At 69.9% G+C, this 15706-nt stretch carries 11 protein-coding genes; 7 read left to right on the top strand and 4 right to left on the bottom strand.

Annotated elements, in window-relative coordinates; all coding sequences use genetic code 11:
• The 7 genes from SM573_RS04575 to SM573_RS04545 all read left to right on the top strand — a co-directional run bounded on the left by SM573_RS04575 (position 1) and on the right by SM573_RS04545 (position 9695).
• Positions 1-828: a cobalt transporter gene (locus SM573_RS04575; protein WP_474615542.1), complete on the top strand. Its 828-nt coding sequence runs from the start codon at positions 1-3 to the stop codon at positions 826-828.
• Positions 829-906: 78 nt separating this feature from the next.
• Positions 907-5115 (top strand): LamG-like jellyroll fold domain-containing protein, encoded by a 4209-nt coding sequence (locus SM573_RS04570; RefSeq protein WP_474615541.1) that lies wholly within the window; start codon positions 907-909, stop codon positions 5113-5115.
• A 126-nt stretch (positions 5116-5241) separates the two neighbouring features.
• Positions 5242-5769 (top strand): PadR family transcriptional regulator, encoded by a 528-nt coding sequence (locus tag SM573_RS04565; RefSeq protein WP_474611912.1) that lies wholly within the window; start codon positions 5242-5244, stop codon positions 5767-5769.
• Positions 5766-6437, top strand: a complete 672-nt coding sequence (locus SM573_RS04560) for an ABC transporter ATP-binding protein (protein ID WP_474615540.1) — start codon at positions 5766-5768, stop codon at positions 6435-6437. The genes SM573_RS04565 and SM573_RS04560 overlap by 4 nt, the downstream gene beginning before the upstream one ends.
• The gene (locus SM573_RS04555) at positions 6434-8632 is read left to right on the top strand and encodes an FtsX-like permease family protein (protein ID WP_474615539.1); all 2199 of its coding nucleotides are present in this window, start codon (positions 6434-6436) and stop codon (positions 8630-8632) included. Before SM573_RS04560 ends, SM573_RS04555 begins: the two co-directional genes overlap by 4 nt.
• 129 nt (positions 8633-8761) lie before the next feature.
• The gene (locus tag SM573_RS04550) at positions 8762-9031 is read left to right on the top strand and encodes a hypothetical protein (RefSeq protein ID WP_474615538.1); all 270 of its coding nucleotides are present in this window, start codon (positions 8762-8764) and stop codon (positions 9029-9031) included.
• A gap of 79 nt (positions 9032-9110) precedes the next feature.
• Positions 9111-9695: a class IV adenylate cyclase gene (locus SM573_RS04545; RefSeq protein ID WP_474615537.1), complete on the top strand. Its 585-nt coding sequence runs from the start codon at positions 9111-9113 to the stop codon at positions 9693-9695.
• Here SM573_RS04545 and tmk read toward each other — a convergent pair.
• The 4 genes from tmk to SM573_RS04525 form a co-directional block, all read right to left on the bottom strand.
• Positions 9653-10309 carry a dTMP kinase gene (gene tmk, locus SM573_RS04540; protein WP_474615536.1) on the bottom strand — a complete coding sequence of 219 codons (657 nt, stop codon included), beginning with the start codon at positions 10307-10309 and terminating at the stop codon, positions 9653-9655. The genes SM573_RS04545 and tmk overlap by 43 nt on opposite strands.
• The gene (locus SM573_RS04535; protein ID WP_474615535.1) at positions 10306-11820 is read right to left on the bottom strand and encodes a B12-binding domain-containing radical SAM protein; all 1515 of its coding nucleotides are present in this window, start codon (positions 11818-11820) and stop codon (positions 10306-10308) included. Before SM573_RS04535 ends, tmk begins: the two co-directional genes overlap by 4 nt.
• On the bottom strand, positions 11753-12541 hold the full coding sequence (locus SM573_RS04530; RefSeq protein WP_474615534.1) for a DNA glycosylase family protein: 789 nt from the start codon (positions 12539-12541) through the stop codon (positions 11753-11755). Before SM573_RS04530 ends, SM573_RS04535 begins: the two co-directional genes overlap by 68 nt.
• Before the next feature lie 88 nt (positions 12542-12629).
• Positions 12630-15698 carry a DEAD/DEAH box helicase gene (locus SM573_RS04525; RefSeq protein ID WP_474615533.1) on the bottom strand — a complete coding sequence of 1023 codons (3069 nt, stop codon included), beginning with the start codon at positions 15696-15698 and terminating at the stop codon, positions 12630-12632.
• Positions 15699-15706 lie beyond the last annotated feature (8 nt).

Genomic DNA, 15706 nt, shown 5'->3' with positions numbered 1-15706 from the left:
ATGAACGCCACCAGCAGCGTCGGCGCGTCCGCGGCCGGCCTCGGGCTCGACCCCCGGGCACTGCTCCCCGCCGACCTGTTCGGAGCCGCCGAGCTCGGCGACCGCCTGGTCGGGGCGGTGCAGTCACCGGGCTTCGTGCCGGTGGCGTTGGTGATCGCCTTCGGGGCGGGAGCGGCGCACGGCCTCGCGCCCGGCCACGGCAAGAGCCTCGCGGCCGCGTACCTGGTCGGCTCCCGAGGCCGGGTCCGCGACGCCGCCTGGCTGGGCCTGTCGGTGGCCGCCATGCACACCGTCTCGGTGCTGGCCGTCGCGGTCGCCTGGACCTTCTTCACCCTCTCCGACCTGGTCAGCCTCGAACGCCTGACCACCGGGCTGCAGCTGGTAGCCGGCCTCACCGTCGTCGCCGTGGGCCTCTGGCTACTGGGACGCCACCTGCGCCATCGTGGCCACGGCCACCCGCACGACCACTCCCACGGCCACACTCACGACCACGGCGGCGCGTCCCGGCCGGGGCTCCTCCTGCTGGGCGTGTCCGGCGGTCTCACCCCGTCGCCGGCGGCCTTCCTCCTGCTGGTGACCGGGATCTTCGCCGGCCGGGCCGGTTTCGCGCTCGTCCTCGTGGCCTGCTTCGGCCTCGGGCTCGCCACGGTCCTGTTCACCGTGGGGCTCCTGGCGCTGACCGGACGCTCCCTCGTGGTGCGCGCCGCCTCGTCCCGTTCCCTCCTGCGGCGGGCCGCGCGGGTCGCCCCCGTGCTGGCGGCCTGCGGGATCACCCTCATCGGCCTCGGCATCTCCGCCGCCGCCGTGACCGGCCTGCCCGGGACCTGACCAATCCTCGCCCCGACGCGGATGCCGCCCAACGACCCCCTCCCACACCCAGAGAAGTAACCCCAGAAAGGAGATGTCGTGGCGACACGACTCCATCCGATGGCCCGAGGGTGGCGCCGTCTCGGCGCGTCCGCCCTCGGGCTCGTGGTGGCCGGCGGCGCGTTGCTGCTGCCCGCCCAGGACGCGCCGACCTCGAACCTCGACCCGGCGGCCGCCGCCGTCACCGTCCCCGCCGCCGACGTGCTCGACGTCGCCTTCACCGGCGGCGCCGCCACCGACCGGGCCCAGGGCCTCGCCCCCACCACCTGGGGCGCCCCCACCTACCGCACCGACGCGGCGTTCGGCCACGACATCCTGCGGGTGGACGGCGTCGACGACGCGGTCTCCTTCGACCTCGCCGACCAGTGGGGCCGGTTCTCCACCGGCTTCGCCATCGAGTGCGTCTTCCGGATCGACACCACCATGCCGGTGAGCGGCGAGAAGGACCTCTGCTCCGACAAGGAGGGCGGCGGCTTCTCGGTCTACGTCAACGGCGGCAACCTGGGCACGATGGCCCACATCGGCGGCGGCTACAAGTCGGTGCTGACGCCGATCGCCGGCAACCGCTGGTACCACGCGCTCTCCGTCTGGGACGGCCAGACGCTGCGCCTGTACCTCAACGGCCAGCTCGCCGGCTCCACCCCGGCCAGCGGCGTGCTCGCGCTACCGGCCGCGACCGCCCGCCGGTTCGTGATCGGCGCCGACGCGGCGCCCTCCGGCATCGGGCAGGTCGCCCCGCCGTCCTCCTTCGCCGCCAGCAAGGTGTGGGACGCGGCGCTGGACCCCGCCCAGGCGGCCGAGCTGGCCTCGGCGTACGGGCTCACGCCGCCGGTGCCGGTCGCCGACGTCCTCGACGTCGACTTCGACGACAACACCCCGCGCGACGACGCGCAGAACCTCGCCGTCACCACCGTCGGCGAGCCGGTCATCGCGCAGGACAGCGCGGTGAAGGTGCCGGTCGCGTCCTTCGACGGCGCCAACGACGCGTACGCGTACGCGATGGGCGACGCGCAGTGGGAGAAGATCCGCAACCAGGTCTCGATCGAGTGCACCTTCAAGGACAACGGCACCCTGCCCAACTCCGGCGAGCACTCGGTCTGCTCGGAGAAGGAGACCGGCGGGTACTCGATCGTCGTCTACGGCGACAAGTTGACCTTCGCCGTGTACGCCAACGGCGCCTACCGCAACGCCCAGGTGCCGATCTCATCCGGTCGCTGGTACCACGCCGTCGGCACCTGGGACGGCGCGGTGGCCCGGCTGTACGTCGACGGCGTCCTGGCCGCCACGGTCGCCGCGCCCGCCCCGCTCGGGCTGCCCGGCGGCGCCGCCCGCAACTCCTTCTACGTGGGCGCCGACTCGGTCAACCAGTTCTGGGCGCCGGCCACCGTGCGCAACGCGCGGATCTACTCCCGGGTGCTCACCCTGGACGAGGTGCAGGCCCTCAACGTCGCCGCGCTCGGCACCGTCCGGGACGCCGGTGTCACCGTCACCTCGACCGTCCCGGCGCAGGGCGCCCACCTGAGCCGGCCCACGGAGCTCCAGGTGACGGTGACCAACCAGGGCAACGCCACCGGCTGGCGGTACCTGCTCGACGGCACGCCCGTCCAGGTCGGCCAGGAGGTCGGCGCCGGCCTGAAGTCCGGCACCCACACCCTGGAGATCACGGCCACCGACGTCTTCGGCAAGGCGGTCACGAAGACCGTCACCTTCACCTCGGACGCCATCCCCACCTCCGGCGGCACGGACGTCGGCCAGGGCAGCGGCCGCGTGACGCTGTCGGCCATCGCGCACAACCCCGACGGCGGCCCGGTGACCACCACCTTCAAGCAGGCCACGCCGAGCGTGCCGGTGGGCGGCTTCCAGGGCGTCGTGCCCGTCATGCCGTCCACGCTGGACTTCTCCTACACCGAGGGCGGCCAGATCGGGGCGAGCCCGCGTCCCGACGGCAAGCTGGCGACCAGCCCGTCCACGGGCAACATCCCGTTCCAGCGGTTCGACGTGCAGGTGCCGGCGTCGGGTGAGCGCCGCCAGATCCTGTGGAGCGGCGTGGTCGACCCCGAGCGGGCCGTCTCGCTGCTCGCGTGGGACACCACCGCGCGGGCGTGGACGCAGTTGGCCACCGCCCGCGGCCAGGCCGAGGGTGACACCGCGCTGAAGGCCGTCGTCCGGCCCGAGCTGGTCGACGGTGGCGTGGTCCACGTGCTGGTGGTCGGCGCCGACCCGTTCGCCGACGACCTCGCCCCGCGCGACGCGTCCGCCAACGACCCGGCGAACCGTGACCACTTCGAGGACCCGTCGACGTACGACTTCTCGCTCGCCCACTTCACGGACACCCAGTACCTGGCGGAGGGTGCCGCCGGCGGCACGTACGACGACTTCGACGGCGTCGACGAGCCGACCGACAAGATGACGATGGAGGAGCGGGCACTCTGGCAGAAGTCCTACCGGGACACCACCCGGTGGTTGGCCGACAACGCCGGCGGGAAGAAGATCGCGTACACCGCGCACACCGGTGACGTCATCGAGAACGACTACTCCGACCCGCTCGCCAGGGACTCCAGCGGCAACCTGCTCTACCCGGGGCTGGACGAGCAGGTGACCCGCGAGTTCCAGTTCACCTCCGAGGCGCAGCGGACGCTCGACGACGCCGGACTCGTCAACCAGGTCGTCGCCGGCAACCACGACAACCAGGGCGGCAACGAGACCGGCCCGACCTCGCGCTTCAACCGCTACTACGGCCCGGACCGCTACTACGAGGGGTCCCAGAAGTGGCCGGCCGTGTCGAAGGCGTCCTACCACGCGTGGGACGAGACCACCGACCCGGCGGGCAACACGGTCACCCGGGGCAGGGACAACCAGAACAACTACGTCCTGTTCACCGCGGGTGGCCTGGACTTCGTGGCGGTGGGCCTGTCGTACGGCGTCACGCAGGCCGAGGCCGACTGGGCCAGCTCGGTGTTCCAGCGGTACCACGACCGCAACGGCATCCTGCTGACCCACGCGTACCTCGCGCCGTCGACCACCCCGGACGGCCGCGGCGCCAACTTCTCCACCGACGGCTCCCGGGCCTTCTCGACGATCGTCCGGAACAACCCGAACGTGTTCCTGGTCCTCGCCGGCCACGAGCACGGCGTCGGCACCAACCTGAAGACCGGTGTCGGCGTGACGGTGGCGCACGACGTGGTGGAGCTGCTCGCGGACTACCAGTTCTACAAGATGACCGCGGGGGAGCTGTGGCCGGAGAAGGTCGACGCCAACGGCAACCTCGACCTCGACGGCGACGGGACCGTCGACCACAGGGCGAGCGACCTGCTCCAGTTCGGCGCGAGCTTCCTGCGGCTGCTGCAGATCGACGTGGACCGGTCCGAGATGAGCATCGACACCTACTCGCCGATGCTCGACAACTTCGGGGCCACCGAGTACGACGACCGCAAGCGCTACAACGGCGCCGAGGACAACATGGTGCTGCCGATCGACCTGTCCAGCCGCACCACGAGCTTCGGCACGGACAGCCTGGCCGTGGTCACCCCGACCGACACGGTGATCGGTGAGGCCACCGCGAAGTCCGGGTGGCCGGCCAGCGTGGAGTGGAAGGGCCTGACCGAGGGCGAGCTGTACGCGTGGACGAGCACCAGCCGCACCGGCGACGGCGAGCAGGTCGGCTCGGTGGACCAGTTCGGCGGCGTCTTCACGGCCACCGCGGCCGGCACGGACGTCACCCCGCCGGTGCTGACCGTCCCCGCCACGACCACGGTGAAGCAGGGCGCGGCCTTCGACCCGTTGGCCGGCGTCACGGCGCGGGACAACACCGACGGCGACGTCACCGACCGGATCCAGGTGGTCGGCGCCGTCGACACCCGTACCCCGGGCAGCTACCCGCTCACCTACCTGGTCTCCGACACCAACGGCAACCAGGCGGTCGCCAACCGCGTGGTGACCGTGACGAAGGCCGCGGGCGAGGAGCTGATCCGGACGTCGGTGCACGCCGACGACGTGACGGCGACCTGGCGCAAGAGCGTCAAGCTGACCGCCACGGTCAAGCCGGGTTCGGCGACCGGCCCGGTGCAGTTCCTCATCGGTGAGGACGTGCTCTGCGAGGCCAAGGTGAAGAAGGGCGTCGCCAGCTGCACGGTGGACCGGCTGCCCCGGCCCGGCACCCACCAGGTGCGGGCGGTGTACGGCGGTGACAGGAAGCACGCGCCGTCGTACGACGACTTCACCCTGACGGTGGTCGAGCGCCGCCGCTGATCCAGGGGTACGCCCCACAAGCGGGGCCGGTCCGCAAGGGCCGGCCCCGCTCCTCGTTCCGGCCAGCTCAGACGGTGTACGCCGGAGGTATATACGCGAGGTATACCCTCGGGGTATGGTGATCGCATGAGCGTTCCCATGACCCTCCTCGGCCTGCTCGAACGCGAGCCCAGTCACGGCTACGACCTCAAGCGCGACTACGACACCTTCTTCAGCCGGGGCAAGCCCCTGCCGTTCGGCCAGGTCTACGCGACCCTCGGCCGCCTCGTCCGCGACGGGAAGATCGTGGTCGGTGAGGTGGAGCCGGGCGTCGGGCCCGAGCGCAAGCGCTACGTCATCACCGACCGCGGCGCCACCGAGGTCGAGTCGTGGCTCACCGAGCCCGTCGAGGCCGAGCCCAATCTCCAGACCGTGCTCTTCACCAAGGTCGTGCTGTCGCTCATGCTCGGCCGCCCCGCCGAGGAGTACCTCGACGCCCAGCGCGCCACGCACCTCCAGCGGATGAAGGAGCTCACCGACATCAAGCGCGGCGGCAACCTGGTCGACACCATGCTCGCCGACCACGGCCTGTTCCACCTGGAGGCCGACCTGCACTGGATCGACACCACGGTCGCCCGCCTGGACGCCCTCAAGGAGATGGTGGTACGCCCATGAAGTCCGTCGAGGCCCGCGACGTCGTCCTCTCCTTCGGCGAGACCCCGGCCCTGCGCGGCGCCAGCGTCTCGGTCGCCCCCGGCGAGATCGTCGCCATCATGGGGCCGAGCGGCTCCGGCAAGTCCACCCTGCTGCACTGCCTCGCCGGGATCCTGGTGCCCGACGCCGGTGAGATCCACTTCGACGGCCACCGCATCGACACCCTCAGTGAGAGCCGCCGCAGCGCCCTGCGCCGCGACCAGTTCGGCTTCGTGTTCCAGTTCGGTCAGCTCGTGCCCGAGCTGACCGCCGAGGAGAACGTCGCCCTGCCGCTGCTGCTCAGCGGCGTCAAGCGCACCGCCGCCCTCAAGGCCGCGCGACCCTGGTTCGACCGGCTCGCGCTCGGCGGCCTGGAGCAGCGCCGCTCCGGCGAGCTGTCCGGCGGTCAGGCACAACGGGTCGCGCTCGCCCGTGGGCTGGTGGCCCGGCCCGGCGCGCTCTTCGCCGACGAACCGACCGGCGCGCTCGACTCGCTGACCGGCGAACAGGTCATGGACCTCCTGGTCACCTCCGCCCGCGAGCAGGGCACCACCGTCGTGCTGGTCACCCACGACGCCCGCGTCGCCGCGTACGCCGACCGGCAGGTCATCGTCCGCGACGGCACGGTGAACGCGCTGGTGCGCGCATGATCCGCTTCGCCGTACGCCTCACCCTGGCCGGCGGGCGCGAGGCCGCCACCCGGCTCGCCGTCATCGCCACCGCCGTGGCGCTCGGCGTCGGCATGCTCCTCACGGCCCTCGCCGGCATGAACGCCGTCGGCGGGCAGAACCAGCGGTACGCGTGGCTCAACACCGCCGTCGCCCCGGCCTCCGCGGACCCGACCGACGACGCGCTGTGGTGGCTGATCCGGGAGGACTACCACCAGGGCGAGTCCATCGGCCGCGTCGACCTGGCCGCCACCGGCCCGGGCGCGCCCGTCCCGCCGGGCCTGCCGCGCCTGCCCGCGCCGGGGGAGTACTACGTCTCGCCCGCCCTCGCCGAGCTGCTGCGGACGACCCCCGCCGCGGAACTCGCCGACCGGTTCCCCGGCCACGACTTCGGCACGATCGGCCGCGAGGCCCTGCCCTCCCCGGACTCACTCCTGGTCGTCATCGGCCGCACCCCGGCCGAGCTGCAGCAACTCGGCGGGCGGCAGGTCGACCAGATCATGACCACCTCGCCCAGCGAGTGCCCCAACGGCTGCTACATCGGTTTCAACAAGGCCGCGATGACGCTGCTGCTCTCCGTCGTCGCCGCCGCGCTGCTCTTCCCCGTACTCATCTTCATCGGCACCGCCACCCGGCTGGCCGCCACCCGCCGCGAGCAGCGCTTCGCCGCGATGCGGCTGGTCGGCGCCACGCCACGGCAGATCGCCCTCATCTCGGCCGTGGAGTCCGCCCTCGCCGCCGCCGTCGGCACCGCCGCCGGGTTCGGCCTCTTCCTCGCCCTGCGGCCCGCCGTCGCGGCCATCCCGTTCACCGGCGAGCGGTTCTTCGCCGCCGATCTGTCACTCACCACCGTCGACGTGCTGCTGGTCGCGGTCGGCATCCCGCTCGGCGCGGTCGTCGCGTCCTGGCTGGCGCTGCGCCGCGTGCAGATCTCCCCGCTGGGCGTCAACCGGCGCGTCACCCCGAATCCGCCGCGCGCCTGGCGCCTCATCCCGCTCGTCGCGGGGCTCGCCGAGCTGGCCTACTTCATCGGGCGGCGCCCCGCCACCACCAACGGGCAGCTCACCGCGTACCTCTCGGGGTTCCTGCTGATCCTCGTCGGCCTGGTGCTCGCCGGGCCGTGGCTGACCATGACGGGTGCCCGCGTGATGGCCGGGCGGGCCAGCCGGCCGGCGGCGCTCATCGCCGGGCGGCGGCTGGCCGACAATCCGCAGGCCGGCTTCCGCTCCGTCAGCGGCCTGATCGTGGCGCTGTTCGTCACGAGCGTGGCGACCGGCACCATCACCACGTTCGTCGCCAACCGCGGCGCGCCGAGCACCGCGTCGATCGCCGCCACGTCGCTGTCGAAGACCTTCTGGCCGGAGGACGGGCCCGCACCGACCGCAGACCAGATCCCCGCCGGCCTCGCCACCATCCCCGGGGTACGCAGCGTGACCGTCCTGCGGGAGAACCCGGACCCGGACGGGTGGCACGGCCTGATCACCTGCGCCGAGCTGGACCGCCTGGAGGTGTTCGGCAGATGCCCGGCCGGCGCCCAGGTCGCCGCGGTGCCCGTCGACCTGATCGGGCTCAACGCCGACGACCTCGCCGACGGCGACCACGTCTGGGAGGCCGCCGCCGTCACCCCCGCCAAGGCGGACCGGCAACCGATCCTGTCGCTGGTCGTCAACACCACCAGCCCGGCGGCGTTCGAGCAGGCCCGCACCGCGCTCATCAACGCCTTCCCGCTCGGACGCTTCCCCGCCAGCGGCGCCGAATGGGCAGCCCAGTCCGCGCGGCAGCTCATCCAGTTCCAGCAACTGGCCAACGTGGTCATGCTCGCCAGCCTCCCCATCGCGGGCTGCAGCCTCGCGGTGAGCGTCGCCGGCGGGCTCAGCGACCGGAGGCGGCCGTTCGCCATGCTGCGCCTCACCGGCGTGCGGCTGCGGACCCTGCACCGGGTGGTCGCCCTGGAGACCGTGGTGCCGCTGCTGGTCGTCGCCGTTGTCGCCATCGGCATGGGCTTCCTGGCCGCGCACCTGTTCCTCCGCGCGCAGCTGGAGTACACGCTGATGGCGCCGAAGCCGACGTTCTGGCTGATGGTGGCCGGTGGGCTGGTGGTGTCGCTCGGGATCATCGCCTCGACGCTGCCGCTGCTGCGGCGCATCACCGGCCCGGAGACGGCCCGCAACGAGTAGCCGCTGAGCGGCGCGGACGGGCTCGGGCGGCGCCGGGTCCGTCCGCCCGGCCCCCTACCGTGGTACGGGGGCGAGGATGCTACCGGGGAGTGACGCCGGTGCCGGCACTCCCCGCTTAGCGTCGCCGCCATGAAGAAGATCCTCATGGGCTTCGGGGTGCTGCTGGGGCTGTACCTGATCGTCCGCGCCGCCGCCGAGCCGTTCGTCATCGACATGACCGACCCCGCTAGCTACCGGCTCGACTGGGGCGGCCCGAGCCTGGCCGGGGTGCTGCTGGTCCACTGTGGGCCGGGCGTCGTCTCCGCGGTGCTCATCGGGCGAGCGCTGCGGTCGTGGTGGCAGCGCCGGCGGCCGCGAGATGACGGGCAGGACGGTCTGCGGATCTCCTCAGCGCGGTAAGACCCGGCGAACCGAAGCCGATCGCGGCATGGGTGTCTGCCGGGATTCACATCGCAGCTGTGGTTGAGTGGCGCGGTACATGACCGCTCTGCCGCATGGGGACGCGATGGCCGACGCCGTTCGAGAGATCGAGGTGAAGTATCGGGTCACCGATCCTGTCTCACTGGTCCACGCGCTCAATCATCGTGGGTGCCTGCTCTCCGAGCCGATCCGGCAGGACGATCAGGCGTACGCGGCGAACGGCTGGAGCTACGGACAGAGCAAGGTCGGTCAGACGTTTGCGCGGCTGCGGACTGAAAATGGACGACACACCTTCTGTGTGAAGAAGCCACACGACAATGAACTGGCCTGCGCCGAGCACGAGACCGAGGTGCTCGCTCGGGACGAGATGCACTCCGCGATTCTGGCTATGGGCTTCTATCCGACTACCCGGATCGTCAAGGTCCGTCGGACAGCCCGGCTGGGCTGGATGATGCTCTGCCTCGACGAAGTCGAAGGGCTGGGCACCTTCTTCGAAATCGAGGCGATGGTGGGGGATGGGCGGCCAGCGAGCGAGGTGCAACAGGAACTGGACGCCTTCGCTCGTTCCCTGGGTGTGGAGCTGGACAGGAGCACCGAGACCTACGACTCGCTGCTCCGGGCAGCGTTGTCCGCCAAGCGCTGACCGCTCGGATGGCCCAGCAACAGCCGTACCCGGATGTGTACCTCACTTGCCACCTGCTCCGCTGTCTGCTCGCCCACCTCGTGCAGGTGCACCGGGAACCCTACTGCCGCCAGGTCTACCGCCGCTTGCTCGTATCGCTCCCGTTCCTGTCGACCGGCCTCTGCGCCGCCCCGGTGGAAGCGGCTGTGAATGCCGCGAGCTTCAGCCCTGGCACGGGAGCGGACCGGGTCGCCGGTCAAGATGATCGTCAGGTCGGGTCGGTCGATATATCGGTTCAAAGTCCAGATGAAGTTGGCGTCCACGCCGTCCATCTGTTGCAGCACCAGACTGGTGGGGAGGTAGCGGTCGCAAAGCACGACCTTGCCGGCGGCGAGTGCGGGCCGGACCTCGGTTGCCAGATGGTGATAACGGTCCGCAGTGACCAGACAGGCGAGGGCCAACCCACGGTATTCGTCTGTGCCGTAGCGGGCCGTCTCACCCAAGCGACTTCGGGTGGGCTCCTTGGTCTGATGCACGCGCCAGCCGTCGGCCTGCAACAACCCTGCGAGCAGGCGAGTGACGGTCGTCTTGCCGACGCCGCTGGGCCCGTCGAGGACGACGAAACGGCCGCTCACCGGCTGGTCATCCTTTCGTGCTGGCCTCGGGCCAACTCGATGAGCCGTCGACGTATATGAGGCAACTCGACCTCCCCGAACTGGAGATTTACCGAAAAGTTGAACTCGTCTCGGGCTCGCATCGCCTCGTCGAGACCCTCGTCGGTGAGATCGACTGCCGTGTAGGCGAGGAGCTGTCCTGGCTCGTACCGGCCGGTTGCTAGCAACCGGTTCCACTCGGGCGTGCCCGGATAGGGCCGGAACTCGAAGACGCTTGCCCGGAAGTCGCCCGGTTCGTTCTCGCTGAGGTCCCACAGCTCGCGTACGTGCCGGACCGTCGTCTCCAACTCGGCGCGGGTCTCGGTCGGTAGGCCAAGGATGAAGTAGCCCTTGACGTTGATGCCGTTTCGAGTGAGCCGCCGGACTACCTCCCTGGTGAGACCCGGTGTGATGCGTTTGCCGATGTACCGCAGGACGCGTTCGCTGCCGGACTCGATCCCGAGGGCCACTTCACGGCAACCGTTCCTGGCGAGGGTCTCCAGCAGGGCATCGTCGGCGCGGGCCAGGACATTGATGCGACCGGTGGCGTCCCAGACATATCGGCCGCCGACATTTGCTTCGGTAAAGGCCGCCATACAGGCGCGGATGAATCGTTCATAGCCCAGGAACAGGTCGTCGACGAACCGGAAGGCCGTCACGCCATAACGACCGTGGAGGTCGTCCATCTCCGCAATGATGTTGGAGGGTTCGCGGGTCCTGATCGTCACGTCGGGGTTGGCGCTGACGGCAGCGCCGCAGAAGGAACAGTCGTACGGGCAGCCTCGCGCACCCACCATCGCCGCTTCTAACGGGCCACCGTCGGTTCGGTACGGATCTGCGGCGAAGAAGCGGCGATCGAGGAACGGCAGCGCGTTGATATCGGGGGCCAAGTGCCATGCCCGGCCGGGTAGGCCCCCGATTACCGGCCTTCGGAGTATCGGATCACGCCACATCACCCCCGGCAATTCGGCCCGCCGGCGGTGATCGTCGAGCAGCTCCGCGACCCGGGTCTCGCCCTCGCCGATAATCAGCGCCTCCAACCGTTGGAACCGCGGATCCTCGATGATGGCTTTGGGCATGGCCTTGGCCTGGTGTCCGCCGACCATTACACGGATCGCTGGGTCGAGACCAGCCGCAATGCGCGCGCTCAGCTCGTAGGTAGGCGCGAGAAGGTTGAAACCCGCCCAGCGCGGCGAGGCCTCGTTGACGATTGCCTGGATGCGGTCGATGCCGAGGCCAAGCGATTCACCGTCGAGGACGCCAACCGTGAATCCCTGGGCGGCGGCATAGGTCGCGAGGTAGCCCATGCCCAGAACGGGAAGAGTGAAGTCGTTGACGCGAGGCCGGAGCGAGTAGTCGCGAAGCGGCGCGTTGACCAGCAGAAGGTCGATCTGTTCATTCGATGCTGCGCCGAGGATTAGCTCCTTAGAGAGCTGCGACGTGCCGGTTTCCGTGGGCGAGGGTGAGCACGGTATAGACGGCGAGCTGCTCACCGGTCACTCGCCGCCACTCACGAACGAACGCCGGCTCCTCGTTCGGCCATGGGTGGTTCGGGCTGGCGTGCCGCGCCCACGTCCGCACGGCCAGGTCGCCATAGGGATAGAGCGACCAGTCGTGGCTCCAATCGGCGACCGCGGCGCCGGCACTCCATGGCCCGATTCCGGGAACGGCTTGGAGCTCCTTGACGAGGACGGATGGCGCGAGTTCCAGCCAGGACGGCTGATGGGTGAGGAAGGCGGCAGCGGCGTTTCGGAGGGTGCGACGCTTGAAGGCCATGCCACTCTCCGTGAAGCTGTCATCGCTTAGTGTTAACACACGTTCTGGCGGGGGGAAAGCATGCAGATCGATCTCTTCGGATAGTGCGATCCGGTCTCCGAAGCGGTGGCAGAAGTTCCGGTAGAGCTTTCGTGCATGTGCCGCCCTGATCACCTGACGGATGATCGCTGTGGCAAGTGCTTCCCACAGGCTCGGTGTGCGCATCCGGGCCACTGTTCCTGCCGGCAGCAGCGACGCGTGCAGCAGCCTCGCTTGTCCGGGCGGATCGGATGGCAGTGTGAAGACGTCGACGGCCGGCACAGGCAGCGCTGTAGAAATCTCGCGTCCGACGACGTCGACTACGCCGACGTCCCCTGAGTCGAGCAGCACAGCGCGTACGTGATGTGAGCCGTCGGAGTGCCAGGCGGGATGATCCGTCATGAGGAAGTCGAAGGTCACGAGTGCCCCTGCCGCTGGTCGATCTGCCGGTCCCGGATTCTGACACCACAGGTCGTGACCTGCTGCCCCGCCGCGCCGTGCTAGTCCATCAGGCAGCGATCGCCCGAGCGGCGGCGTACATGTCGGCGGGAAGTGGGTGGTGAAGCTGCCAGATGACGCGCATGGGACGGTCACCGGTGTGCTCGCGGTAGGACATGGTGCCGGCGTAGAGGTACGCCGGCGCGCCGAGGTCGCGGTCGGCGATCTTCGTCTCGCGGATGAAGAGGTGCACCGTCGAGCCGCGCTCTTCGTGGTTGATGTAGCGCTGCCCAGTCGCTGATGTCGACGAGGTGGTGCTCTGCGACTCCCATTGGAAAATGGTGTCGGTGATGGCCCGATCGGCGTACATGGTGGTGGGGGAGTAGTGCTCCTCGGACTTCACGAGGGTGACGAAGAAGAGATCGGCCTGTTCGTTCGGCAGCCACTTGACCCCTTCCCGCAGCGAGCCCGGGTTCGCCATGCCAAAGGCGGCGCACGCCTCGTTGCGGCTGTACCGGGCGTGCACCCGCAGTGGCAGCCCTTCGACGGGCAGGGTCACCCGGCGGATGCGGTCGCGCAGCACCTCAGCCACCTGCCACAGCTCCGCGCAGCGCGCCGGCTCGGCCCAGAGCCGCGCCAACCGCTCCTCCCGTTCGGTCAGCGGGACATCCGACCCCCAGAGGTCGAAGTGCAGCATGTCCCAGAGTCGCCCGGCCGCCGGCGGCTCGCCCGCCGCCACCCGGGCCAGCAGGTCGAGCCGGTCCGGGTCGTCGAGGTGCAGCATCCGGCCGATGCCCCTGCCCAGCCTGGGGTCATCGGGCCCGGGCGACGAGGTCTCCAGCCCGGCGAACCGCCGCAGCCCGGTCCACCCGCCGATGCTCGCCGACCGGTAGATGTCCTCGATCTCCACGCCGGCCTCGCGCAGGAACTCAGGCAGGCTGACGTCCCCGAGTAGCCGCAGCTCCCGTATCAGGCCGGTCTTCGAGGTCGGCATCGCCGACCTTAGGTTGGCCAGCACAATCTCCTTCGCCACCCGGTCGAGCTGGATGTGGCACCCACTTGGCAGGGACGGGAAGTCATCCCGTACGGCTTCGGTGATCGCTCGCCGGCTCACCCCGGTCAGGGCACGCCAGCGCAGGTCGAAGCGGAAGTTGGCGTGCTGCCCGCCAATGAAATCGAGCACGGTCAGGCACGGCTTGTCGTCGTCCAAGCGCAGACCGCGGCCGAGCTGTTGCAGGAAGATCGTGGCGCTCTCGGTGGGGCGCAACATCAGGATGGTGTCGACCATCGGCAGGTCGACACCCTCGTTGAACAGGTCAACGGTGAACAGCACCCGCAGCGTGCCGTCCCTGAAGGCCTTGATGAGGGCCTGCCGCCCGGCGGGGTCGACCCGGGACGTGATGGCCGCCGACTGCACGCCGTGCTCGGTGAACCAGTCCGCCATGAACTCGGCATGCCCGATGCTCACGCAGAATCCCAGCGCCCGCATCCGTCCCACATCAACCGTGTCCCGTACCGCCTGGAGCACCATCCGCGCCCGCGCATGGTTGCCGGTGTAGACGCCATCCAGCTCCGCCGGGTCGTACCCTTGCCCGCGTTTCCACCGCAGCTGGGATAGGTCGACGTCGTCGTGCAGCCCGAAGTACTGAAACGGTGCCAGCAACTGCCGCTCCAGCGCCTCCCACAGGTGCAGCTCCACCGCGGCGCGGCCGTCGAACCACCGCCGCACATCGCCGCCGTCACTGCGATCAGGGGTCGCGGTCAGCCCCAGGAGTACGCGTGGCCGCAGTCGCTCCAACAGTCGGGCGTAGGTCGGTGCCTCCGCGTGGTGGAACTCATCGACGATCACCATGTCGTACGCCTCGGGGTTGATCTCCCGCCGGTGCAGCGACTGGATGGAGGCGAAGACGTGCCGCCAGTGCTGCGGCTCGCGGCCGCCGACGAGCGTCTCGCCGAAGCTGCCGTCGCCCATTACCTGGCGGAACGTTGCCAGGCTCTGCCGCAGGATTTGCTCCTGGTGAGCGACGAAGAGCAACGAGTCCACCGCCTTGTCGCGGTAGAGCCGCCGGTAGTCGAGTGCCGCGACGACGGTCTTGCCGGTACCCGTCGCCATGACGACGAGGTTGCGCCAGCGGCCGTGGACTGTGCGCTCGGCGTCAAGGTCGGCCAGGATCTCGGCCTGGTATGGGTACGGCCGTACGTCTAGGTTGGCGATTTCGGTGGGCGCGTCGTCGGTGCGCTCCCCGCGCAGCGCGATCCTGAGCCGGTCGGCGTCCCTGTCGGGCTCGTAGTCCTCGAAGGCCGGGTCGTTCCAGTAGTCCTCGAAGGTAGCGGTGAACGTGTCGATGACGTGCGGCTGCTCGATGTTGGAGATGCGCACATTCCACTCGACGCCGTCGACCAGCGCGGCCTTGGAGAGGTTCGACGAGCCGACGTAGGCCGTAGACATGCCGTTGTTGCGGCGGAAGAGCCACGCCTTGGCGTGCAGACGGGTAGTGCGGGTCTCGTAGGAGATCTTGATGTCGGCGCCCAACTCGGCGAGGCGGTCGAGGGCGCGCTGGTCGGTCGCGCCGAGGTAGGTCGTAGTGATGACCCGGAAGCTGCCGCCGCGCTTGATCAGGTCGCGGATGGCCGGCTCGACGATGCGCAGGCCGTGCCACTTGATGAACGCGCAGAGCAAATCAACCTGGTCGGCGGAGGCCATCTCGTGACTAACCTCATGGCCGATGCGCGGCTGGTGACGGCCGTTGACCAGCAGCGCGCCGCTGGAGAGCGGGGTGGTGGGCCGCGACGGAAAGGCAGGCTGCGCGGGCGGGGTTGGCGGGGCGGCGATGGCGTGCAGGAGACGCTTGCCGTCTGTGATGTGGTCGGCAGCGGTGGCAGCCTGCGGATTGAGAGCGGCAATGCTCTCCGCGATGCGATTGGCGAGCTCAACCTGGCGGCGGAGTTTATCGTCGCCGCCACCGACAGCGTGCAATGCGCGGTGTGCCATGGTGGCGATGTGACGGGCGAGGGCATGGGGCGCGTCGGCCGGGTCGAGGTTCGCCTGTTGGATCAGCGCGGAATCGACATGCTGGAGGCGGTCGGCCAACTCACGCGTGATGAGGTGTTCGTAGATGCCCCACTCAAGATCACCCATCACCGCAA

The organism is Micromonospora xinjiangensis, assembly GCF_056150165.1.
The sequence above is the reverse complement of the archived record's forward strand: the minus strand, read 5'-3'. Positions and strand labels throughout refer to the sequence as shown.

Coding starts and splice junctions, on each gene's coding strand:
- SM573_RS04575 (WP_474615542.1), top strand. CDS start 1: ATGAACGCCACCAGCAGCGTCGGCGCGTCCGCGGCCGGCCTCGGGCTC.
- SM573_RS04565 (WP_474611912.1), top strand. CDS start 5,242: ATGAGCGTTCCCATGACCCTCCTCGGCCTGCTCGAACGCGAGCCCAGT.
- SM573_RS04560 (WP_474615540.1), top strand. CDS start 5,766: ATGAAGTCCGTCGAGGCCCGCGACGTCGTCCTCTCCTTCGGCGAGACC.
- SM573_RS04555 (WP_474615539.1), top strand. CDS start 6,434: ATGATCCGCTTCGCCGTACGCCTCACCCTGGCCGGCGGGCGCGAGGCC.
- SM573_RS04550 (WP_474615538.1), top strand. CDS start 8,762: ATGAAGAAGATCCTCATGGGCTTCGGGGTGCTGCTGGGGCTGTACCTG.
- SM573_RS04545 (WP_474615537.1), top strand. CDS start 9,111: ATGACCGCTCTGCCGCATGGGGACGCGATGGCCGACGCCGTTCGAGAG.
- SM573_RS04525 (WP_474615533.1), bottom strand. CDS start 15,698: ATGGGTGATCTTGAGTGGGGCATCTACGAACACCTCATCACGCGTGAG.